Origin of the sequence: Nonomuraea fastidiosa (assembly GCF_042751225.1) — a bacterium.
Taxonomy (GTDB): domain Bacteria; phylum Actinomycetota; class Actinomycetes; order Streptosporangiales; family Streptosporangiaceae; genus Nonomuraea; species Nonomuraea fastidiosa.
On record NZ_CP170570.1, the window covers coordinates 4,786,730 to 4,809,485 of the forward strand.

General features: G+C 69.7%; 19 protein-coding genes. 14 read left to right on the top strand and 5 right to left on the bottom strand.

What is annotated here, in order from left to right; all coding sequences use genetic code 11:
• Positions 1–189 precede the first annotated feature (189 nt).
• From ACFMQL_RS22345 to ACFMQL_RS22370, 6 genes are all read left to right on the top strand, one after another.
• Positions 190–534 (top strand): hypothetical protein, encoded by a 345-nt coding sequence (locus ACFMQL_RS22345; RefSeq protein ID WP_378786862.1) that lies wholly within the window; start codon positions 190–192, stop codon positions 532–534.
• Positions 535–1,190: 656 nt separating this feature from the next.
• Positions 1,191–1,550 (top strand): YraN family protein, encoded by a 360-nt coding sequence (locus tag ACFMQL_RS22350; protein ID WP_378786864.1) that lies wholly within the window; start codon positions 1,191–1,193, stop codon positions 1,548–1,550.
• On the top strand, positions 1,551–3,107 hold the full coding sequence (locus ACFMQL_RS22355) for a YifB family Mg chelatase-like AAA ATPase (protein ID WP_378786866.1): 1,557 nt from the start codon (positions 1,551–1,553) through the stop codon (positions 3,105–3,107).
• 1,501 nt (positions 3,108–4,608) lie between these two features.
• Entirely contained in the window at positions 4,609–4,986 is a 378-nt protein-coding gene (locus ACFMQL_RS22360; RefSeq protein ID WP_378786868.1) for a hypothetical protein, read from the top strand.
• A gap of 5 nt (positions 4,987–4,991) precedes the next feature.
• Complete coding sequence (dprA, locus tag ACFMQL_RS22365; protein WP_378786870.1) at positions 4,992–5,858, top strand: DNA-processing protein DprA; 867 nt, start codon at positions 4,992–4,994, stop codon at positions 5,856–5,858.
• A gap of 1,229 nt (positions 5,859–7,087) precedes the next feature.
• Complete coding sequence (locus tag ACFMQL_RS22370; protein WP_364070106.1) at positions 7,088–7,975, top strand: tyrosine recombinase XerC; 888 nt, start codon at positions 7,088–7,090, stop codon at positions 7,973–7,975.
• A 694-nt stretch (positions 7,976–8,669) separates the two neighbouring features.
• On the opposite strand, the gene ACFMQL_RS22375 is transcribed toward ACFMQL_RS22370, so the two are convergent.
• Complete coding sequence (locus ACFMQL_RS22375) at positions 8,670–10,394, bottom strand: peptidoglycan DD-metalloendopeptidase family protein (protein WP_378786872.1); 1,725 nt, start codon at positions 10,392–10,394, stop codon at positions 8,670–8,672.
• Positions 10,395–10,674: 280 nt separating this feature from the next.
• Positions 10,675–12,015 (bottom strand): MFS transporter, encoded by a 1,341-nt coding sequence (locus ACFMQL_RS22380; protein WP_378786874.1) that lies wholly within the window; start codon positions 12,013–12,015, stop codon positions 10,675–10,677.
• Between the two features lie 71 nt (positions 12,016–12,086).
• On the opposite strand from ACFMQL_RS22380, the gene ACFMQL_RS22385 reads away from it, so the two are divergent.
• The 7 genes from ACFMQL_RS22385 (at position 12,087) to ACFMQL_RS22415 (ending at position 18,868) form a co-directional block, all read left to right on the top strand.
• Positions 12,087–12,884 (top strand): ArsR/SmtB family transcription factor, encoded by a 798-nt coding sequence (locus ACFMQL_RS22385; RefSeq protein WP_378786876.1) that lies wholly within the window; start codon positions 12,087–12,089, stop codon positions 12,882–12,884.
• Positions 12,885–13,588: 704 nt separating this feature from the next.
• Positions 13,589–14,479, top strand: coding sequence for a 30S ribosomal protein S2 (gene rpsB / locus ACFMQL_RS22390; RefSeq protein ID WP_364070116.1), 891 nt, complete (start codon positions 13,589–13,591; stop codon positions 14,477–14,479).
• A 1,130-nt stretch (positions 14,480–15,609) separates the two neighbouring features.
• Positions 15,610–16,443 (top strand): translation elongation factor Ts, encoded by an 834-nt coding sequence (gene tsf, locus ACFMQL_RS22395; RefSeq protein ID WP_364070119.1) that lies wholly within the window; start codon positions 15,610–15,612, stop codon positions 16,441–16,443.
• A gap of 145 nt (positions 16,444–16,588) precedes the next feature.
• Positions 16,589–17,287 (top strand): UMP kinase, encoded by a 699-nt coding sequence (gene pyrH / locus ACFMQL_RS22400; protein WP_364070266.1) that lies wholly within the window; start codon positions 16,589–16,591, stop codon positions 17,285–17,287.
• Between the two features lie 43 nt (positions 17,288–17,330).
• Positions 17,331–17,888 carry a ribosome recycling factor gene (frr, locus tag ACFMQL_RS22405; RefSeq protein WP_364070122.1) on the top strand — a complete coding sequence of 186 codons (558 nt, stop codon included), beginning with the start codon at positions 17,331–17,333 and terminating at the stop codon, positions 17,886–17,888.
• A 141-nt stretch (positions 17,889–18,029) separates the two neighbouring features.
• Positions 18,030–18,350, top strand: coding sequence for a hypothetical protein (locus tag ACFMQL_RS22410; protein WP_378786878.1), 321 nt, complete (start codon positions 18,030–18,032; stop codon positions 18,348–18,350).
• Entirely contained in the window at positions 18,311–18,868 is a 558-nt protein-coding gene (locus ACFMQL_RS22415; protein WP_378786880.1) for a phosphatidate cytidylyltransferase, read from the top strand. The genes ACFMQL_RS22410 and ACFMQL_RS22415 overlap by 40 nt, the downstream gene beginning before the upstream one ends.
• Positions 18,869–18,874: 6 nt before the next feature.
• Here the strand turns inward: ACFMQL_RS22415 and ACFMQL_RS22420 are convergent, their stop codons facing one another.
• Positions 18,875–19,894 (bottom strand): suppressor of fused domain protein, encoded by a 1,020-nt coding sequence (locus tag ACFMQL_RS22420; protein ID WP_378786882.1) that lies wholly within the window; start codon positions 19,892–19,894, stop codon positions 18,875–18,877.
• A 119-nt stretch (positions 19,895–20,013) separates the two neighbouring features.
• On the opposite strand from ACFMQL_RS22420, the gene rlmN reads away from it, so the two are divergent.
• Positions 20,014–21,114: a 23S rRNA (adenine(2503)-C(2))-methyltransferase RlmN gene (gene rlmN / locus ACFMQL_RS22425; RefSeq protein ID WP_364070131.1), complete on the top strand. Its 1,101-nt coding sequence runs from the start codon at positions 20,014–20,016 to the stop codon at positions 21,112–21,114.
• Positions 21,115–21,269: 155 nt separating this feature from the next.
• Here the strand turns inward: rlmN and ACFMQL_RS22430 are convergent, their stop codons facing one another.
• A complete protein-coding gene (locus ACFMQL_RS22430) occupies positions 21,270–21,941 on the bottom strand; it encodes a hypothetical protein (RefSeq protein WP_364070134.1) in 672 nt (223 codons plus the stop codon).
• Positions 21,938–22,657: an ATP-binding cassette domain-containing protein gene (locus ACFMQL_RS22435; protein ID WP_364070137.1), complete on the bottom strand. Its 720-nt coding sequence runs from the start codon at positions 22,655–22,657 to the stop codon at positions 21,938–21,940. The genes ACFMQL_RS22430 and ACFMQL_RS22435 overlap by 4 nt, the downstream gene beginning before the upstream one ends.
• Positions 22,658–22,756: the final 99 nt, after the last annotated feature.

Here is a 22,756-nt window from a genome sequence, read left to right on the forward strand (position 1 = left end):
GCACCGCCGTCGCGCAGGACCGGGAGCAGCCGTGGAGCCCGTACCTGCGCACCCTGCCGGCGGGGCCGCTGCCGCGCTTCGCCGGGCGCATCCTGTCCACGCTGGCCGTCATGCTGCTCTCGGTGATCCCTGTGCTGGTGATGGGGGCGCTGTTCACGGAGGCGGCGGTCACACCGGGCAGACTGCTGCTTGGGGTGGGGGGCGCTGGTGGTGGCCGTGGTGCCGTTCATGCTGATGGGGCTGGTCGTCGGGTACGTGCTGGCGTTCAAGGCCGCCATGGCGGTGGCGCAGCTGCTGTTCTTCCCCATGGCGGTGCTCGGCGGGTTGCTGCTGCCGCCGCAGGTTCTGCCCGGGTTCGTGCAGGTCGTCTCGCCGTACGTGCCGGCCAGGGGTGCGGCCGAGCTGATCTGGTGGGCCGTGGCCGGGACCCTGCCTGAGGTCGTGCCGCTTGTCATGCTCGCGGTGTGGACGGTGGGGATGGCGGTCGCGGCGGTGTGGGCGTACCGGCGGGACGAGGGCAGACGCTTCTCCTGAACGCGCCCGCAACGACGTACACGAAGGGGTGCCCCACCGCTACGAGGGGCCCGCCGATACGAGGGGTCCCACCGCTACGAGGGGGCCCGCCGATACGAGGGGCCCCGCCGATACGGGGGCCTACCGCTACGAGGGGGCCCGCCGATACGAGAGGGCCCGCCGATACGAGGGGGTGCCTCCACCGACAGCGCCGGCCACCGTCACTACCCGCCCCGATATTCCGCTACTGTCACCGCCCGACACGGGCAACCCAGTGCTTCCCAGGGCCTCCCGCGGGAGGGCATGCCACCGTCGCCACCCAACAGCACCCCGACACCGCAACCGGCACCGCCCTGCCACCATCGCAGTGATCGTCACCGCTCCACCACAGTGACCGTCACCGTCACGGGCGGAGCGTTCATGCACCGCCGTCACCACTCCCAGGGCGCTGGTCCACCGCCGTCACCACTCCCAGGGCGCTCGTCCACCGCCGTCACCACTCCCAGGTTCCTCATCCACAGCCGTCACCACTCCCGGGGACACACGGACACACATCCACAGGCGTCGCCACTCTTGGACCCCTCATCCACAGAATCCCGTTCGGCCCCTTCTCGCTGGGCCCGCATCCGCGATGGTCGTGCCACACCCCGCACCCACCGACAGGACGGAGTTCGGCAATGGCCACGGAGAGCAAACAAGAGCTGGGCAAACGCGGCGAGCACCTGGCGGCCGCCTACCTCAAGTCGCAGGGCATGCTTGTGCTCGAACGCAACTGGCGCTGCCGCCACGGCGAGATCGACATCATCGCCGAAGAGGGCCGCACCCTGGTCGTGGCCGAGGTCAAGACCAGATCGAGCAGGTCACACGGCTCGGCGCTGGAGTCGGTGAGCCGGGTCAAGCTGGCCAGGCTGCGGATGCTGGCCGCCATGTGGCTGGCCGGCCAGTCACGTTCGTACGAGTCGGTGCGGGTGGACGTGATCGCCGTCGAGCGCTTCGCGGGCGACTTCTCGCTGCGTCACGTACGCGGGGCGATCTAGATGGCCGTCGCCCGTACGCGAAGTGTGGCGCTGGTGGGGGTCGCGGGCCGCACGGTCGAGGTGGAGGCCGACGTGGGCAACGGCCTGGCCGGCATCCACCTCATCGGCCTGCCCGACACGGCGTTGAGCGAGGCCCGCGACCGAGTCAGGTCGGCCATGGTCAACAGCCACTACCCGTGGCCCGACGCGCGCATCATCGTCAGCCTCTTCCCGGCCAGCCTGCCCAAGCGCGGTTCGCAATTCGATCTTGCCATCGCCGTGGCGATACTCGGGGCGGCGGGCGTGGTCCCCGCCGAGCGCATCGCGGAGCCGTTCTTCCTCGGTGAGCTCGGGCTAGACGGCCGCATCAGAGGCGTGCGCGGCGTGCTCCCCTCCGTCTTGGGGGCGGCCGGCCACGGCGACGTCACAGTCGTGGTCCCGGCGGCGAACACGGCGGAGGCCGTGCTCGTGCCCGACGTAAAGGTGGTCCCCGTCAGCGATCTGCGCCAGCTCGTGGAGTGGCTGCGCAAGGGCGACGACGCGCCGAGCCCCGTCATCGAGGAGCGCGAAGAGCCCGCCACAGAACACGTCGAGCCGCTGCAGACCACCGCCGCACCCGACGTGGACCTGGCCGACGTCGTGGGCCAGCCGGTCGCCCGCAGAGCCCTTGAGGTGTGCGCGGCGGGCGGCCACAACCTGTGGATGCTCGGCCCGCCCGGCACCGGCAAGACCATGCTCGCCGAGCGCCTTCCCACGCTCCTGCCCGACCTGAAGCTCGACCACGCCCTCGAGGTCACGGCCATCCACTCCGTAGCCGGCACCCTGCCGTCCGACTCTCCGATGATGTCGCGCCCGCCCTTCGTCAGCCCGCATCACACGGCCACGGCGGCGGCGATCATCGGTGGCGGCAGCACGACCGTACGCCCTGGGGCCGTCTCGCTGGCGCACCGGGGCGTGCTGTTCCTGGACGAGGCGCCCGAGTTTCAGCGCAGCGTGCTCGACGCCCTGCGGCAGCCCCTGGAGTCCGGGCAGGTGACGGTGTCGCGATCGGTAGGGTCGGTGACGTTCCCCGCCAGGTTCATGCTCGTCCTGGCCGCGAACCCGTGCCCCTGCGCCCAGGCGGACGACCAGAAGGACACCTGCCGGTGTACGCCGACGGTCAAGCGCCGCTACATCGGCAGGCTCTCCGGGCCGCTGCTCGACCGGATCGACATGAAGGTCATGGTCGCCCGGTCGTCACGGCGGGAACTGCTGGCCGATCGCCAGTTCGTGGAGAGCAGCAAGGTCGTGGCGGAGCGCGTACTCGCCGCCCGCGAACGCGCCGCCGCCCGCCTGGCCGGCACCCCGTGGCGCTCCAACGCCGAGATCCCGTCCTCTGTCCTGCACGCGGAGTTCCGCCCTTCCGCCGACGCCATGCGTCCCATGACGGCCTGCCTTGACGCCGGCACCCTCACCGCGCGCGGCCTCGACCGCGTGGTCCGCGTGGCCTGGACCCTCGCCGACCTGGCCGACAAGGACGCCCCCGGTCAAGACGAGACCAACACCGCCCTGGGCTTCTGGCTCGGCACCCACTCCTGACCCGACAGATTCGCTGCCTCAAGGAGCACCCATGCCCATCACCCCCACCCCACCCGCGCCCCGCCAACCCCTACGCGGCACCTCACGCACGGCACGGACCCTGCTGCCCACGCCGCCCGCGCCGTACCCGCAGGTGACCGAGACGCCAAGCCTCGAACGCCTCGGCACCCCTTTCCCGACGCCATACCCGAACGGCCTGCCGCCTTTCCCATCAGGCGCGGGCGTTGCGGCGAACATCCCACCCGGCATGGGCGTTCCAAGCGTCCCACCCGAGAGCAACGTTCCGGCGAACACCGCTACAGACGGCAGGGCAACGTTCACGCCTGGGGATGCCGGTCCGGGGCGCGTACCCGAAGCAGGCGGTGCAGCCTTCGCACAAGAGACCGACGTCTCGACGCTTACGTCGCCCGTCGGCGAGGCTACCTACTGCCCACCCCAGCACTCCACGACCCCCTTCGAGACGTCGCACCGAACTTGCCGAGACAGCTTCTCCGCTGCCGGGGATGCCGACTCCCTAGCCCCGCCACTCCACGTGACACCCCTTGCCGCTCGCCACGAGGCACCGCTGACGCCCACGCCAACCGGGTCGACCTCCGGATACCCAGGCGATCACTGGACCACCGACCACTTGAGGAACACGGAGACACCGGCCGCCCAAGCCGGCACGACCGAGTCGCGGACCGGAGCCCGTACATACGAGAAGTCGAGCGCCACACCACTTCCGAGCGTCGAGGCTCGTGCGACCGGCCACCCGAGCGCCGTAAAAGCACAAAGCGCCGAGGCGCGCACCGAAGTCGCGACCAGCACACACGCCAGCGCAGAACCCCACCCCGTGGCCGAGACCGATGGTTTCACCGCCGCCAAGACCAACACGTCCACCGCAACAGCCCCGAGGAGCGGCATCACCCCCGGCACCCGAACCCCAGCCATGGGCGGGGCCGAGGGCGGGCCGGGAACCGAAGTCGGACCCTGGTCCGAAGCTGCGCCGGACACGTCCCCCGGGATGAGCGCTGGCACCCAGCCTGGTTTGGAAGCCGGCGTATGCACGGACGGCGGGACGGCCACCGGCTTCAAGCCGGAGCCCGTCACCGAGGCGCAGACCGATATCGGACCGGAGACCGAAGCTGCGCCGGGGAAAGTCGAACCGCGGACCGAAGTCGGACCGCGGACCGATGGTGGGCCGCGGACCGATGGTGGGCCGCGGACCGATGGTGGGCCGCTAACCGAAGTCGCGCCAGCGAACATGCGAACGCGGACGGAAGCCAGACCGGAGACCGAGCCTGGATCGGGCACCGAAGCCGCGCCGGACACCAACCCCGGCACCACCAGCACTGGTAGCGGGCCGGAGACCGCAGCAGGTGCTGGGCACCAAACCGGCACAAAAACTGGCATGGAGGCGGCGAGGACCGAAACCCCAGCAGAAGCCCGAGTCCGAGCCAGAGCCAGAGCCAGAACCAGAACCTGGACAGGGCGCGAAACTTCCGGACCCGGCAGTCAGGGGATGAGCAGCGAGGCGGAGGCCAGGGCTGCGCTCATGCGCGCCTGCGACGTAGGCGACGTCATCATGGGCCGCCTCGTCGCCCGGTACGGTGCCCGCCAAGCCGTCGAGGCGATCCGTTCCCGAGCCTTGCCGCCGGAGTTCGTGGCGGAGGAAGCCCAGCAGGAGCGCCCGCCGGACCTGACGGCTCGCCTGCACACCTGGTACGTCCGTCTCGCCGCCGCCAACCCGGCGGCCGACCTCGAGGCAGGCACGAAGTCCGGAGCCCGCCTGATCTTGCCCGGCGACCCGGAGTGGCCCACCCAACTGGACCAGCTCGGCCCAAGCCGGCCCTGGCCCTCTGGGCGCACGGCGACGCGGACCTTCGCTTCTCCTGCCTGAAGTCCGTGGCCGTGGTCGGAGCGAGAGCCGCCACCCCATACGGTTCGCAGGCGGCGGCCGAGTTCGGGGTGGGCCTCGGTGAGTCGGGGTGGACGGTGGTGTCGGGCGGAGCGTACGGCGTGGACGCGGCCGCGCATAAAGGCGCCCTGGCGTCCGGCTCACCGACGGTCGCGGTCCTGGCCTGCGGCGTGGACGTCTGCTACCCCAGCAGCCACGAGACGTTGTTCGCCGCCATCAGGGAACAGGGAGTCGTGATCAGCGAGTGCCCGCCCGGCGTCCACCCGACCCGCGCGCGTTTCCTCATCAGAAACCGTCTCATAGCGGCCCTGTCGCGAGGAACGGTGGTGGTGGAGGCCGCCATTCGCAGCGGCGCCCTCAACACCGCCGCCCACGCCCTGTCCCTCAACCGGCACCTGGGAGCGGTCCCAGGCCCGATCACCTCGTCCATGTCCGCCGGGTGTCACAGGCTCTTGCGCGAACGCAAGGCCGTCTGCATCACTTCGCCCGAGGACATGATCGACCTGGTCGGCCTGATGGGCGACGACGCGGCCCCGCAGGTGCGTGCACCCGTCGTCCCCAGAGACCGGCTCAACGAACCCACGAAGAAGGTGCTCGACGCCGTCCCCACGCGCGGCGGCGCCGGCCCGGCCTCGATAGCTGTGGCGGCAGGCGTGACGCTGGACGTGGCCCTGAGCGCCCTGGGCGGCCTGGCCGCCGCCGGGTACATCGAACGCACCCCTCGCGGCTGGCGCCTCCGCAAGCAGACCACCTCCTACCGCAAAGCCCCCGACTCCGCCGCCCTCCAACCCCCGCTGTCCCCGGAGCCCGACCCAGCCGACATCCCACCCCCACCAGACGACCACTTCGATTGACGAAGTGTGCGGCGGCGCGCCGGCTCAGGCCGGTCGCGCAGCGTACGAGGAGCACGAAGGGCGACACATCGCCGCCATCGATGGTCGAGATCAGTGGCCAGAGGCGTGCGGCTCATGCTCGCGTCCCTGCCATGGCCGCCACGTCGCGCGCCGAGACCGGCGAGGTGGATCACGCTCGACGTGGGCGGGCCAGCCCCCGCTGACCTTCGACGACGTGGCCGACGCGGTCGCTTTGTGCGTCACCCGTCCTGCCATGATGGCGTTGGTGAACGCACCGGTGAGGGTGGAGGCATGCTCCTGGCCGGGCGCGATAGCTGCACGTTGATGGCACCTGGGCGGCCGCCATGCTGCTGGAAGGGCGAGGCGCTGCGGGGAGAGGGGACCGTGGCGGCGGGCGCGCGAGGCGATGCTGGAAGAGGACCTTGTCGGCGGGGCGAGGATGTCGGCGGAGGGGACTGTGGTGGCGGGTGGGTGTGGCGATGCTGGAAGAGGACCTGGTTGTGGGGGCGAGGCGATGCTGGCGGAGAGGATTGGTGGCGGGAAAGCCCGTTGCACGCCGCAGGGGCTGGTGCACACTCCCGAGTGTTCACTGGGTTCAGTGAGCGATGAACCGAGGTCGGGGATGCCGACTCACCAGCTCCGCCAGTGCACGTGATGCTCCTTGCCATTCGCCACGAGGTGCCACTGGCTCGGCGGATGAGCGAGGGGAGCTGAGCGAGGCGTATGGCTCTGACGGCTCCCAGACTGATGTGTGCACGATTCCCGGACGGGCCCTGTGCGTAGTCCCCGGATAGTCCTGTGCGCGATCTCCGGACGAGCTTGTGCGTGGCTCCTGGGTTCGTCCACAGGGGTGGTGTACGAGTGGCCTGGTCACAGGCGTGGCGTCGTGAAATGAAGACGGCCATCACGTGATCCCCGGCGACTCGGGCCCGCCGGGGATGACTGACTGGGGGGCCTCGCACACCCACCCAGAACCCGCTCCCACAGACACTTACCGCTTAACCCGCAGAAACAGGATCACGCCAAGATCGAGTCATACACCACGTCCGTGGACGTGAACCTCCTGGATGGACTGTCCGTGGTTCCCCCGGATGTGTGGCGTGCGAGGCCGTCTTCGGCCCTCGCTCCAGTTCCTCCCTAGCGCGTTCAGGTGGCCTTCGCCCGGGTGTCTGTGTGTTGGGGTTGGTGCGGGCTAGGGCTTGGGGCAGATTTGGGGGATGTGGAGGGAGATGGGTGTGGATCGGGATGAGGTTGTGGCGGAGTTCGGGCGGTATTTGCGGCTGGAGCGGGATCTTTCGCCTCATACCGTTCGGGCGTACCTGGGGGATGTGAACTCGCTGCTCGATCACCTGGGTGGGCGGCTGGAGGCGCTTGATATCGGGACTCTGAGAGAGTGGCTGGCTGAGCAGCATGCGGCGGGGAAGGCTCGGGCCACGCTGGCTCGGCGCACGGCCTGCGCCCGTACGTTCACCGCCTACTGCCATCGGCGGGGGTGGCTGGAGAACGATCCGGGGTTGTTGCTGGGGAGTGCCAAGGCAGGGCGTGAGCTGCCTGCGGTGCTTGATCAGCGGCAGGCGGAGGCCGTGTTGAATGTGGCCTCCACCGCTGACCCGAAGGAGCTGCGGGACCAGGCGATGCTCGAGTTGCTGTACGCGACCGGGGTGCGGGTGAGCGAGCTGTGTGCGCTCGATGTCGATGACGTGGATCGGGAGCGGAACGTCATCAAGGTACTGGGCAAGGGGCGTAAAGAGCGGGTGGTGCCGTTCGGGGCGCCGGCGTTGCGGGCGTTGGATCGGTGGTGCATCCACGGGCGGCCTAGGTGGGTACGGGCCGGGTCGGGGCCGGCGCTGTTCTTGGGCGTACGTGGTGGTCGTATCGACGCGGGGACCGTGCGGCGGGTCGTGCATGCGAGGTTGGCGCAGGTGGAGGGGGCGCCCGACATGGGGCCGCATGGGTTGCGGCACAGTGCGGCCACGCACCTGCTCGAAGGGGGTGCGGATCTGCGTAGCGTTCAGGAACTGCTGGGGCATGCGTCGCTGAACTCCACGCAGATCTATACGCATGTGTCGATTGAGCGGTTGCGGGCGGCCTATCGGCAGGCGCATCCAAGGGCTTGATCCTCCATCCTTCGAGTGCTCAGCACTTAGCGATTAGCGTTCAGCGCTCAGGGCTCAGGGCGCGGGTTTCAGGGTCAGGGCTGGGCTGATCAGGGCGGTTCTGTGATTGAGGGCTGCTCGGTGGTCAAGGCGGCTTGAGTTAGTGGGCGGTCCCGAGGGTTTAGTTCGGAGGCTCGAGCGGGCTCGGGTGTTGGGGCCAGTGATCGGGCGGGTGGGCTCGGGTGTTTGGGGTTGGTGATCGGGCGGGTGGGCTCGGGTGTTTGAGGTTGATGATCGGGGGGTGGGTTTGAGTGTTTGGGATCAGTGATCGAGCAGGTCGGCTCGGGTATTTGGGTCGGTGATCAGGCGGGCGGGCTTGATGCTTGGGGTCATTGATTTTGGCGGGCTAATTGCTGGGTTTGGTGCTGATTGAGTGGCTTGGGCGACTTGTGCTTGCTGGGTGAGGTCGGGGGCCGGCGGGGGGGCTAGAGTCTCGGGTCTTGCGGCAGCGGCCAGTGTTTGCGGTGGGTGGTCTGGTTTGGGGGCAACCGTGCTCCCGGCTAGCGGGCGCGATTAGGGCCGTTGGGGTGTGGCTTCTGTCCCGTCCCGTCCCCGCCCCGTCGTGGTTGCGTCGTGTCGTCATCGTGGGGGGTCGGCGGGGGTTAGGGCTGGTGTGGGTACGGGGAAGGCAGGCGGGGCGCGGGTGGGGCGTGGGTCAAGAATGATGGTGGTTTCTCGGTCTTGATCTTTGGCGGCGGGGGCGGTGAGGGCGGCGCTTGCGGTGTTGGCCTTTGGTAGCAGTTCGGCGGCGGGGTGTGGTTCGGTGGCCTCGGTGTTTGTGGCATCGGAGCGCTATGAGGAGCAGTGATGCCAAGAGGGCTGTTACGGCCAGGGCCGTAGTGAGTGGGTAGGACGCGGCTCGTATGAGGGTGGGGATCGGGTCCGGGCTGTCCGTGGTGGTTCGTGGGTGGCGGCGCGTGCTTTTCGAGGCTTTCGTTGTGAGTTCCTGAGGCTCGGTGGCGGCCCGCGTCTCTGCCGTGCCATTGGTGGGTGCGTCAAGTGCTGTTTCGGTCCCCTGGATGTCTCCGGCGGTGGTCTGTGTGTTGGGACTGCTTCTGACGCTCCTGACGTCTGCCAAGGGGGCGGATGCCGTGTCGCCTGCGCTGTCGGCCAATCTGATGACCTCAGCTTCCGGCCATCTTTCTCCCGTGGTGGCCAGGGTGTTGGCTGGGGGTTGGGTTGTGGCTGTCGCTGATGCGTTGGGTGCGGTGGCGGGTGGTGTGATCGCGATCGTTTGCTTGGTGGTGCTTGTGGACGGGGTTGGGAGTGCACGGGGATCCAGGGCTGGGAGTGCGCCGGCGACCGGTGAGTGGTGTGCGAGTGCGGTGAACGAGGGGTGGCTGTCGGCGGGCTTGGTGGCTCGGTGTAGGTCTGCGTCGGAGGGTTCGGTGATCTGGCGCGGGACTGCGTCGAAGGGGTCGGTGATCTGGCGTGGGATTGCGTCGAAGGGCCGAGTGTTGCCGATCGGTGCGTGTTGAGGCACAGCGGAAGGCATTGCGGTGGGGTGTGGGGTGACGGTGGTGCTGCGGTCGTGCGTGAAGCGGTTGCCAGCCTGGGGCCAGAAGGGGAGGAGGCGGGTGGGGGCGTGGCCGAGCAGGTGGAGGGGGTTGAGGTAGTGGGCGTCTCGGATGAGGCCCCAGTGCAGGCAGGACTCCGGGCAGTGCGGTTTTGAGCCGTCGATGACACCTATCTCGGTGCCTGGGGTCACCTGGTGGCCTCGGGACACGGAGGGCTTCACGGGGAGGTACGTGGTGCGCAGGCCGTTCGGGTGATCGATGGTCACCACGCCCTTCCCCGCTACCGGGCCTGCGAAGCGGATGGTGCCGGGGCCTGCTGCCAGGACCGGGGTGGCTACCGGGGCGGCCAGGTCGATGCCGCGGTGGCCGGCCAGCCAGGGCTTGGGCGGCGGAGCGAAGCGGCGCAGGATCCTGGGCTGTCCGTGCAGGGGCCAGCGCCAGGTGAGGGCTTCGGTCGGGGGCGAGGCCCTTGCTGGGATCGCTGGGAGGGGGAGGAGCGTGAATGCGGTTATGAGGGTTGTGAAGAGGGCGATCTTGATGCGGGCAGGCTGGGTGCAGGGTCTGGTCAGTGTGTACCGGGCAGGTTGAGTGCGGGCTCTCTTCGGTGAGTACTGGGCAGGTTGGGTGCGGGCTCTCTTCGGTGTGTATCGGGCTGGTTGGGTGCGGGCCTGGCTCAGTGGATAACGGGTGCGGGCCTCGCTCAGTGGATGGAGGGTGCGGGCTCTGGTCGGACAGCAAGACTGGCCTTGAGTGGCGCTGGGGTGGCCTGGAGGCAGGGGTGTGGGGTGTCTGCTGGCAGGTGTCGCTTCGAGGGGTTCGAGGGCGTTGAGGGTCGGTGGTTGGTGAGGGGGTGCGACGTTCATGCGCGGGAGTCTGGCCGGTGCGGTGGGTTCGGCGGGGCGGTGAACGTCGTTCTGTGGATGGGAGGAGATCAGCAGGGTTGGGCTGTGGAGGAGTTGCTGAGGCGGGGCGGCAATGGCAACTGATCGTGACGGTGGTTCAGGGCGACGCTGTGGTGGTGGGGCGCGATGGTGGTCTGGCGACCGGGGTGTGGCGAGTCGGCTATCGCACAGGGCCGAGCCGAAGCCGGGTGATGGCGGGGCCGGCAGGGGCCGAGGGCAGCGGGCGCGGGTGGGGTGGTGGTCAGGGGGCGGAGTGGCGTTTCGTGGTGATGAAGGGTTCCGTGCTGGGAGGCGGTGACGGGGTGATCGGGCGGGTGGGGCGGCGGTGGCCGGGGCGGATGGGGGAGAACCAGATCCAGAACGTGGCCAGGGCTATGCCGCCGGCGCAGACGATGATCACGGGGCGTAGGCCGATGATCTCCGCCAGGAAGCCGCCCACCAGGCCGCCGAGCGACAGCACGCCCTGAATGGCGAACGTCATCGTGGCGTTCACCCGGCCCCGCAGCTGCGGGTCGGTCTCCTGCAGGACGATGGCGTTCATGCAGGTGGCGAAGGAGACCACGATGACGCCGACGGCCGTACCAGTCAGTGCCAGAACACCGAACTTCCACCACAGCGGGCCGGAGATCAGGCCGACGGTGAGGATCTCCAGGGGGAAGAAGAGCACGACCACGAGGAGTATCCGGTTCTCGCCGTACCTCTTGGAGAGGCGGGCGGTCAGCCACGCGCCCAGGAGGCCGCCGGCACCGCTGAAAGCGATCAGTACGCCGATCAGGCCCTTGGGGATGTTCAGCGTGTTGACCATGTAGAGCATGTAGACCGCCGTGTACGCCATGGCGAAGAAGTTGATCGTCACGCCGGCGAACAGCAGCGCGCGGAGCACCGGGTGCGTGATGTTCACCTTCAGGCCCTCCAGGATGTCGCGCCACATGCCTTTGGAGACGGCGGGCGTGTTCCGCTCAGGCGTACGTATGGCGCGCAGCAACAGGGCCGAGGCGAGGAAGGACAGCGCCTCCGCCAGTACGGCCAGCGGCGCCGTCAGAAGCTGCACCAGCAGACCGCCGAGGCTGGGACCGGCGACCGAGGCCACCGAGTACGTCGTCTGAAGCCCCGCCATCGCCTCCGTCCGCTGCTCGGGCCCTGTGATGGAGGCGACGTGGGGGAAGTTGGCCGCCCTGAACAGCACTCCCGCCGTCCCGATGACGAGCGCCACGATGATCAGCCAGGTCACGTTCAGCACGCCGAGCAGCCACGCCAGAGGCACCGTGACCGCGGCGGCGCAGGAGACCAGCTCGCACGCGATCATCAGCGGCCGATGGCGGGTGAGGCGGTCGGCGATGGCTCCCGATTGAAGGCCGAACAGCAGCGCCGGTACGGACGCCGCCGCCGTCAACATCCCCATCTGCGCCGGGGACGCGGCCAGCAGTGCCACGGCGGTCAACGGGATGGCCAGCTTGGAGACCTCAGAACCGGTGACCGAGATCGTACGGGCTGTCCACAGCAGCCGGTAGTCGCGCTGCTTGCGCAGGGGCACCGGGGCGGCCTTCGCGGGCTCCGGTGAATCGTGAAGGGAATGCTTCATAGATGTGAAGATAACCCTTCATAAATTGTGAAAGCAACCTTTCATAGTCTGAGGATGGGTACCGTTGCCTCATGACCGGCGACACTTCGACGCTCAGCGACCCCAAGGCGATGAGGGCGCTGGCGCACCCTGCGAGACTGGCGATCCTGAATCGGCTGGGCGTGGAGGGGAGCGCCACCGCCACCGAGGTCGCGGAGATCGCGGGCATCACCCCCAGCGCCGCCAGCTATCACCTGCGCATGCTCGCCAAGTACGGCTTCGTCGAGGACGCGCCCCCGCGCGGCGACGGCAGGGAACGGGTGTGGCGGGCCGTCGACCGCAGGCTCGCCGTCGGCATCCAGCCCGAGGACCAGCCCGAGGTGCGGACCGCCAAGCGGCATCTGATCGCCGCGTTGCGGCGTTCTGCGCATGAGGAGGCCGAACGCGCGCTGCAGGAGGTCGAGAAGGAGACCCAGGAGTGGCGCGACGCGGTCAGATTCGCCCGGCATCGCATCAGGGTGAACGCGCGTGAGCTGGCGTGCCTGAACCAGGAGATCGAGAAGCTGATCGAGCCGTACTTGGTGCGGAATCGGGATGCTGAGACGGCGCCTGAGGGGGCCAGGGTCTCCGAGGTGCAGCTCAACCTGTTCCCGGTCCCGCGCAGGCCGCGGCCCGGCCTGCCGACGGAGGATCACGGGTTCCCGCGGGGAGGGGGGAACGGGCGTCTGGGGGACGTGCCGGTCGGCTCGGAAGGTGCGGCGGCCTCTTCTGAAGGCGCGTCGGCCTCCTCTGGGGATGTGCCGTCCCCTTCGGAGGGTGTGCCGTCCCCTTCGGAGGGTGTGCCGTCCCCTTCGGAGGGTGCGTCGGCCCCCTCTGCGGGAGACGAGTGAGAGGTTCCGGTGGTCGGGCTGCATGGGCGTCGCGGCCCATGTGCCGTCCACGGGCGTGGACTGTCGCAGGGTGGCGCACGACGGCTCGCGTCGGCGGAGGGTGACACGCGCGCATCGAGCCGGCGGAGGTGACGTGGGGGCGAGCAAGCCGGCGGCTTGGGTGGTACCCGGGCGGGTCGGGGTGCTTGCGCTGTACGTGGCTGAGGTCGGGGCGGCTTGGATGGTGTCCTGGCGGGTCGCGGGTGTTGGCGCTGTGCGCCGCGGCTGCGGTTGGGGCGTCTTGTGCGCGTGGGTTCGTGGTGCGGTGTAGTGCGAGTGGAGTTGCGGAGTGTGGACGGTGATGGCGCGGGGGTGGGTGAAGCAGGCCGTTGAGTACGGCGGGTCGTTGAGGGTGCTTCGTCACGGACGGTAGCGCCACCGGTGTGGGTGTCCGGTCACGGGGAAATGTGGACGGGGGCAGGTGAGGTCAGGAGATGTCCGTTTGACCGGGGACGGTCAGCCGGGGGCGGTGTGGGAGGTAGACTTTCCGGTGGCCTGTCACCGCAGGCCGACTTCGCATGCCCCATTGCGGACCGCACCGTCGGTCCGGGCCAGGTGCCCGGCTGGTGCGGGTTCGGGGCATCAGGGCGGCAGACAGCGCGCTGCCGCGGCACAACCGAGAACAGCGCCCATCCGCAGGGCGCCCAGACCTGGAGGACCAGCACATGGCCCCCGTCGTCACCATGCGACAGCTGCTCGAGAGCGGCGTTCACTTCGGCCACCAGACGCGGCGCTGGAACCCGAAGATGAAGCGGTTCATCTTCACCGAGCGTAACGGCATTTACATCATCGACCTTCAGAAGTCGCTGTCGTACATCGACCGCGCCTACGACTTCGTGAAGGAGACCGTCGCCCACGGCGGCACGATCCTGTTCATCGGCACCAAGAAGCAGGCTCAGGAGGCCATCGCCGAGCAGGCTTCCCGGGTCGGCATGCCGTACGTCAACCAGCGCTGGCTGGGTGGCATGCTCACCAACTTCTCGACCGTGCACAAGCGGCTGCAGCGTCTGAAGGAGCTCGAGGAGCTCGACTTCGACAACGTCGCCGCCTCGGGGCTCACCAAGAAGGAGCTCCTGATGCGCCGTCGCGAGAAGGACAAGCTCGAGCGCACGCTCGGCGGCATCCGTGACATGGGTCGTGTGCCCAGCGCCGTGTGGGTCGTCGACACCAAGAAGGAGCACATCGCGATCAGCGAGGCCAAGAAGCTCGGCATCCCTGTCGTCGCGATCCTCGACACCAACTGCGACCCCGACGAGGTCGACTACCCGATCCCGGGCAACGACGACGCCATCCGCGCCGTCGGCCTGCTGACCAGGGTCGTCGCCGACGCTGTCGCGGCCGGTCTGATGGCTCGCTCCGGCGCCGCTCGCGGTGACGAGAAGCCGGCCGCCGCCGAGCCGCTGGCCGAGTGGGAGCGCGAGCTCATCGAGCAGGGCGCGGGCGAGAACGCCGCCGAGGCGCCTGCTCCCGAGGCCGCTGCCGAGGGCGAGGCGAAGGCCGAGGCTCCGGCCGAGTCCGCCGCTCCTGCCGAGGGCGAGAACGGCCAGCAGGCCTGACGCCTTCACCCTGGGGTGACCACTGAGGGTCTGCCCCGGGCGGGTCCGGCCGTGTTCTGATGGAAGGACACGGTTCTGACCGGCTCGGTGACGGGTTCTCGGTGGTCGTCCCGCCGGGGGCGGTCGCTGCCGCCGGTCGCTCAGGTGCCCGGGGGCGGTTCCGCCGGACGGTACGGCGCTTGTGTGCCGGTGCGGATCCGGCCGGCTCGTGACGGCTCTGACAGGACCCACTGGGCGTTGGTCCTGGGCTCGTACGGGCCGATCCGGGCGCGCGATGCGAGCCTGGATGTCCGGCCAGGCGAGGAGCCGGGCCGGTGTCGGGGGCCGATACCGGCATGGGGCGTCGATGCTCCGGCGGCCTGCCGGTCGGGCCTGGGAAGCCAGGGCCGTCAGCAAGGCGCACGTGACAGCTGAATACAGGCGGACCACCGCACACGGCCGCCGGGGCTCCGGCAGCCGGCCGGGCAGGGTGCCGGGCAAGGTGTACGTCGCGGTCAGGCAAACGACCGGCCTGCGACGGCACGCCGGAGCGGCTCACCCCCGCCGGGTGGGCTACTCCAGGGGCCAGGCGGCTCAGGTTGCAGCCCAAGCGGTTCGGGGCCGGCGGGCGCAGGGCTCGGTCAGGGCCTGGGGCCTGCGCCAGGCCCGGGGACCGGAAACGCGGCCACGGCTCAGGCCGGGCGCCGACCTAGGGCGAGGTCGGGCGCCAGGCCAAGGCCTGGAGCGCTTCGAACCGGGGCTCAGGGTTCGGGCCGGGGCTTGGGGCCTGTGCCAGGTACCGGGGCTCAGGGTTCGGTTCAGGGCTTGGGGCCTGTGCCAGGTATCGGGGCTCAGGTTCGGGCCAGGGCCTAGAGCCTGTGCCAGGGCTGAAACCCGGGCTGAGGGCTCAGGTGGCGGTGCTGTGGTGGTAGGCCGAGGCGAGGCTGGGCAGTATGCCGGGCGAGGCAGCGGCGAACGCTCGAACGCCGGCCCGAACCCGGTGAACGACCGGGCCAGGACCGGCGAGGACCGGTGAAAGGCACGACAAGGCTCACGTACGGCAGGCGCCCGGCCGTACGAACCAGGGTGGAGGGCTTCCCGCCCCCGCCCGAACCATGATCGACGACGATATCCCACAAGGAAAAAGAGCAATGGCTTCCGTGAACATGGCCGACGTCAAGCGGCTTCGCGAGATCACCGCTGCCGGCATGATGGACTGCAAGAAGGCGCTCGAGGAGGCCGAGGGCGACTTCGACCGCGCCATCGAGCTGCTTCGCCTCAAGGGCGCCAAGGACGTGGGCAAGCGCGAGGCCCGCACCGCGTCCAACGGCCTGGTGGCGCTCAAGCAGGACGGCGACTCCGCCGCCGCGCTGCTCGAGCTCAACTGCGAGACCGACTTCGTGGCCAAGGGCGAGCGCTTCCAGGAGCTGGCCGCCCAGGTCGTGGCGCACGTGCTGGAGACCCGGCCGGCCGACGTCCCGGCGCTGCTCGAGTCCTCCTTCGGCGGCAAGACCGTCAAGGAGCACCTCGACGAGGCCAACGCCGCGCTGGGTGAGAAGATCGAGGTCCGTCGCTTCGCGGTGCTGGAGGGCGGCTACATCGGCGCCTACATGCACAAGACCGACCCGGCCCTGCCGCCGGCCGTGGGCGTGCTGGTCCAGCTCGACAAGCCGAACGCCGAGGTCGCCAAGGACATCGCGCAGCACGCCGCCGCCATGGCGCCGCAGTACCTCAAGCCGGAGTCCGTCCCCGCCGAGATCGTCGAGAAGGAGCGCAAGCTCTTCGAGGAGATGACCCGCGAGGAGGGCAAGCCGGAGGCCGCGATCGGCAAGATCGTCGAGGGCCGCGTGAACGGCTGGTACCGCGACTTCACCCTGCTCCAGCAGGCCTTTGTCAAGGACAACAAGAAGAGCGTGGGCAAGTACGCCGAGGAGAACGGTGTCGAGGTCCTCGGCTTTGTCCGCTTCAAGGTCGGTCAGGCTTAGGCTTAGGCAAGCTGCGAGCTCAACGATCCACCGAATGAAGGAGGCCGCCGCCGTGCAGGACCACCGGGAGTCAGCCCACGAATCCACACGGACGGCGGCTTCCTCATCTCAAAACCCGCAAAGCCCGCTCAGGTGGAAGCGGGTGATGTTGAAACTGTCAGGAGAGGCGTTCGCCGGTAACGAGCCGCTCGGCATCGACCCGCGAGTGGTCGATCACCTGGCCGACTCGATCGCGGAGGCCGTCCGTGAGGGCGTGCAGGTCTCGGTCGTGGTCGGCGGCGGCAACATGTTCCGCGGCGCCACCTTGTCGCAGGGCGGCATCGACCGCGCCAGGGCCGACTACATGGGCATGCTCGGCACCGTCATCAACTGCCTGGCCCTGCAGGACTTCCTGGAACGGCGGGGTGTGGAGACGCGCGTGCAGACCGCCATCACCATGCAGCAGGTGGCCGAGCCGTTCCTGCCGCGCCGCGCGATCAGGCACCTCGAGAAGGGGCGCGTGGTCATCTTCGGCGCCGGGCTGGGTTCGCCGTTCTTCTCGACCGACACCGCGGCCTCCCAGCGCGCCCTGGAGATCGGCGCTGAGGCGCTGCTCAAGGGCACGCAGGTCGACGGGATCTATGACTCCGATCCGCGCAAGAACCCCGACGCGGTGCGGTTCGACCACCTCGACTACGGCGAGGTGCTGCTGCGCGACCTCGCGGTCATGGACGCCACCGCGATCAGCCTGTGCAAGGACAACGATCTGCCGATCGTCGTCTTCGACCTCATGGGCGAGGGCAACATCCTGCGAGCGGTACGCGGTGAGAAAATCGGCACGCTGGTGAGTCCCGCAGGCAAATGACGGAGCGAGCCCGATACCGCCAGCTAGAAGACAGGGAGCCGCTGTGATCGACGAAACCCTCCTCGAAGCCGAGGAAAAGATGGACAAGGCCGTTTCGGTGGCGAAGGAGGACTTCGCGAGCATCCGTACGGGCCGTGTCACCCCCTCGATGTTCAACAAGATCACTGCCGAGTACTACGGCACGCCGACGCCGATTCAGCAGTTGGCGTCCTTCCACGTGCCCGAGGCGCGCATGGTCCTCATCCAGCCCTATGACAAGAGCTCGATGGGCGCGATCGAGAAGGCCATCCGCGACTCCGACCTCGGCGTCAACCCCACCGACGACGGCCAGGTGATCCGCGTGACGTTCCCCGAGCTGTCGGAGGAGCGCCGCAAGGAGTACATCAAGGTCGCCAGGAACAAGGGCGAGCAGGCCAAGGTGTCGGTGCGCAACATCCGCCGCTCCGCCAAGGAGATCCTCGACAAGATGGTCAAGGACGGCGAGGCGGGCGAGGACGAGGTCCGGCGGGCCGAGAAGGAGCTCGACGACCTCACCCAGAAGCACGTCGCCAAGATCGACGAGCTGCTCAAGCACAAGGAAGCCGAGCTGCTCGAGGTCTGAGCGGCGCGCCGCACGGCGGGCCGCGTCCCGCGGGCCGTCTCGACAGGGAGGCGGGTCCCCGAACGCGGGGGCGCTGTCTCCAGCGGGTCTGCACTGCGGCCCTCGCCGCGATGGCGAGGGCCGTGGCTTATGGAGAAGTCTGTGGAGAAAAGTACGGCTGGCACCAGCTCGAGCGGCGGCAGCCGTACCGGAAGGAACCTGCCTGCCGCGATCGCGGTCGGGCTGGTGCTGGGCGCGCTGGTCCTCGGGACCATCTACACGGTCAAGGAGCTGTTCCTCCTCGTGGCCGTGGTGTGCGTGGGCGTCGGCGTGGTCGAGCTGACCAGGGCGTTCGCCACCCGTGACATCGTGGTGCCCGTTCCCCCGGTGCTGTTGGGACTGGTGGCCATGCAGGCCGGCGCCTATCGGGCGGGCCGGTCTGGATGCTGGCGGCCTTCGCGGTGTTCGCGTTCGTGCTGCTGATCTGGCGGATGTTCAGCGCGGGCACGGACGGTTTCGTCCGCGATGCGTCGGCGTCGGTGTTCACGCTGTTCTATCCGGCGATGCTGAGCGGGTTCGTGGCGCTGCTGCTGAAGCCCGACGACGGCAGCCACCGGGTGCTGATCTTCATCGCGGTGACGGTGGCCAGCGACATCGGCGGTTACGTCGCCGGGGTGCTGTTCGGCAGGCATCAGCTCACGGCGATCAGCCCGAAGAAGACCTGGGAGGGCCTGGCGGGCTCGCTGATCGCCTGTACGGTGATCGGCGCCTGGCTGGTGACCTGGCTGCTGGGCGGCGAGCTGTGGCAGGGCGCGCTGATGGGCGCGCTGGGCGCCCTGCTCGCGACCGTGGGCGACCTGATCGAGTCGATGATCAAGCGGGATCTCGGCATCAAGGACCTGGGTACGATCCTGCCGGGGCACGGCGGGCTGATGGACCGGCTGGACTCGCTGGTGACGACGCTGGTGCCGGTCTGGCTGCTCATGACGCTCTTCTTCTGAGCACGCTCATGAGTGTGCCTGCATGGCCTGCGTGGTGATGGGGGAGAGCCAGAGCCACCGCACCGCCTCGCCCCCGAACGCAAAGCCCGACATGTCGGGCATGTGGGGTGGGTTGGCCTGCATGAGCACCCCCGAATACTGCGGCCCCAGCGGGAACGTCGCCGGCTCGTGATACCACTTCGCCGTGTGGCCGTGACCCAGCCAGGTCACCGAGTGCCACGGATACTGCGACAGCCAGACCAGCAGCAGCGCCGCGTCGCGCGGGTCCTCGCGGGTGGCCACGGCCAGCTCGACCCTGGCGTACGCGCCGGGCCGGTCGATCCACTGCTCGACCGTCGGCATGCGCTGGCAGCTCATCCCCACCGTCGACAGCACCGTGAACCGCCGCTCGCCGTGCGGGGGACGCTCGGTGATGCCCACGGTCGGCAGCCGGTCGCCGCTCGCGTCCCAGTAGCGCCCCGCGGGGCCGAGCACGCGGTCGAGGTGACCCATCACGAACTGCTGGAACGACGGCCACGACCCTTCGCTGTGCCGCCAGCGCCAGTAGGATCTGGCGTTCGCGATACGGGGCCGCAGCCCTTCGAGCGCCTCCGACAGCGCCCAGGCGAACGGCGACTCGCCCACCGCGTCCCGCGCGTACCCCGGCATCCCGCGGCTCATGTCGGCCCAGCCCGGGATGACCGCGAGCAGCTCGTCGTCCTCGTAGAGCGCCACGCCGTCGCCCTCTTCGAACCACAGCGGGGTGAGCTCGCCGAGCGGGCGGCGGCCGTCGGGGTGGAGCGTGTTGGCCCTCGGCATGAGCGGCGGCAGACCGGCGTTGATGCGGGCCAGGTCGACGACCTGCGGCGCGGGACGGTGGTTGGCCAGCCAGACCGCGCCGTGCACGGTGCCGTCGGGCGAGCACAGGTAAGCCACCGAGGCGTCCTCGTCCCGCTCGACGACGAGCGTCCGGCTGCCGTACGGGTTGCCGGCGGCGAGCACGACCTCGGCGCCACCCTCGCCAGATGCCGACCGAGAAATCGCCATACGTCTCGACTGTAGATCGACCGGAGACCAGGACGCGAGCCCGACAGTGACCAGGAATTCCACCTCCGATCCGAACGTTCACTACCCTGGTCCCAAACCCCTCAAGCAAAGGCAGCACAGTGTCCCAGCCTCCTGGTCAGCTCACCTTCGTCGCCCCGCGCCGGGCCAAGCCCGCCCGGCACCTGGCCGACCTGTCGATGGCCGAGCGGCGGGCGGCGGTCACCGAGCTGGGTGAGAAGGCGTTCCGCGCCGACCAGCTCTCCCGCCACTACTTCGAGCGCCTCACCACCGATGTGCAGGCGATGACCGACCTGCCCGCGGCGTCCAGGGACAAGCTGGCCACACTGCTGCCCAACCTGCTGACCCCGGTCAGAGAGCTGACCACCGACGGCGGCACGACGCGTAAGACGCTGTGGCGGCTGTTCGACGGCGCCCTGGTGGAGTCGGTGCTCATGCGCTACCCCGACCGGGTCACCATGTGCGTGTCGTCGCAGGCCGGCTGCGGCATGAACTGCCCATTCTGCGCCACCGGCCAGGCCGGTCTGACCAGGAACATGTCCACCGCCGAGATCGTCGAGCAGGTCGTGGCGGGCGCGCGGGCGCTGGCGGCCGGCGAGGTGCCCGGCGGGCCGGGACGCGTCAGCAACGTCGTGTTCATGGGCATGGGCGAGCCACTGGCCAACTACAAGCAGGTGATCGGCGCGGTGCGGCGGCTGGTCGAGCCCGCGCCTCACGGTCTCGGCATCTCCGCGCGCAGCGTCACGGTCTCCACGGTCGGGCTGGTGCCGGCGATCGGCAAGCTCGCCGATGAGGGGCTGCCGGTCACGCTCGCGCTGTCGCTGCACGCGCCCGACGACGAGCTGCGCGACACGCTGGTGCCGATCAACACGCGGTGGAAGGTGGCCGAGGTGCTCGACGCCGCGTGGGCGTACGCGGCGCGCACCAAGCGGCGCGTCTCCATCGAGTACGCGCTGATCAAGGACGTCAACGACCAGGAGTGGCGGGCCGATCTGCTCGGCAAGCTGATCAAGAACAAGCTGGTGCACGTCAACCTGATCCCGCTCAACCCGACCCCGGGCTCCAAGTGGACGGCCTCCCGGCCGGAGGACGAGCGGGCGTTCGTGCGGCGGCTGCAGTTCCACGGCGTGCCGGTGACCGTGCGTGACACGCGCGGCCGCGAGATCGACGGCGCCTGCGGCCAGCTCGCCGCCGCCGAATAAGCCCGCGCGAAAGCGGGTGCGGCGGCCAAGTGCGGCGTCGCGCGGGGGCCCGACGGCGTGCGAGGTCGGGTCCGTCGACGTGTGAGGTCGGGCCGCCGGCGGTGTGCGGGGGCGGGCCAGCCGGCGTGTGGGGTCGGGCCCGGCGGTGTGCGCTGTCAGGCGCGGCGGTGGCGGAGCCAGGCGTACGCGGCCAGGCCGATCACGCACCACGCCACCGAGATCGGCCCCAGCTCCGGCAGCCGCTCCACGAGCTCACACCGGCTCGCCGCCCGCATCCACCCGATCAGCGGCACGGTGAGCCACGCCGGCGCCATGGCGCTGAGCAGCAGCATGGCCAGGTAGCCGAGCACCAAGGTCATGATCGAGACGGCCGGTGACGGCAGCACGGCCCTGCTGGTGAGCGCGCCGAGCGCGGTGCCGGTCAGCGCCGACATTACGTACAGGGCCGCCGCTGCGCTCAGTAGGCCGTGCGAGGGCCACTGGGTGACGCCCAGCAGGAGCGCCCATCCCATCCCGAGCGCCGCGAAGGCGGCACAGACCGCGAACGCCGCGAGCAGCCCCGCGGCCACCTCCCTGCCGCGCCCGCCCACCAGGACGGCCGACATCTCCCGCTGCCGGTCCGGCTCGGTGTCGAGCAGGCTCCGCGCCGCCCAGGCGAGCACGGGCACGAGCAGCACGGCGCCGTCGGCCAGCGCGGAGCCCTCCTGGCCGGCCGGGACCCGGCTGCCGTGCAGGATCGCGAGCAGCGCGAGGGCGAGCAGCAGCGCCTGGTAGACGCGGTGCGAGCGGACGTACGCGGCCAGGCGGTAGAGGGCCAGCGCGATCATGAGCTCTCCTCCAAGCGGCGGGCTTCATAGCCCTCCTCGCGCATCCTGGCCAGGAAACCCGGCAGCTCGTCGGCGGGCAGGGTGACGGCCACGGTGGCGCGGGCGGGCGGTGAGGGGGACGCCGCGCCCTCCTTGAGCCGGCCGTCCACGATGGCCCACTGCCGCAGCCCGGGTAACTCGCGCAGACCGCCCTGGTGGTCGGACGCCACGACGATGCCGCCCCGCCCCGCCACCTCGGTGGCGATCCCGGGCAGCGCGGCGCGGGTGTCGGCGTCGAGCCCGGCGAACGGCTCGTCCAGGATCAACAGCCCCGGCTCGGCCATCAGCGCCTGCGCCAGGCCCACCTTGTGGGCGCTGCCCTTGGACAGGTCGGCGAGCGCGGTGCCGAGGAGATGGCCCATGCCGAGCCGCTCGGCCCAGGGCTCCCAGCGGGCGCCACCGCGTACGAGGGACATGTGCCGCAGATAGTCGGCGACGGTGAACGGCTGGTCGGTGGGGAAGCGGTCGGGCGCGAAGCCGACCACCGCGGGACGGTCGGTGATCGTGCCCGAGGTGGGCCGGGCGAGCCCGGCGAGCAGGCGGAGCAGGGTGGACTTGCCCGCCCCGTTCGCGCCGGTCAGCTCGATGACGTCGCCGGGCGACAGGCTCGCGTCGGCTTCCTCGATGACGAGAGGATGACGCCTGCGGTAGCGGTAGGCGACTTTGGACAAGCGCATGATCCCGTAACGATATAGGCCGGGTCGCAGGGCCGGGATAAAGGTCCGACAATGGAAGCACCCCTGGCACTCCCCATCTCAGGAGGATTGAGGCTTGAA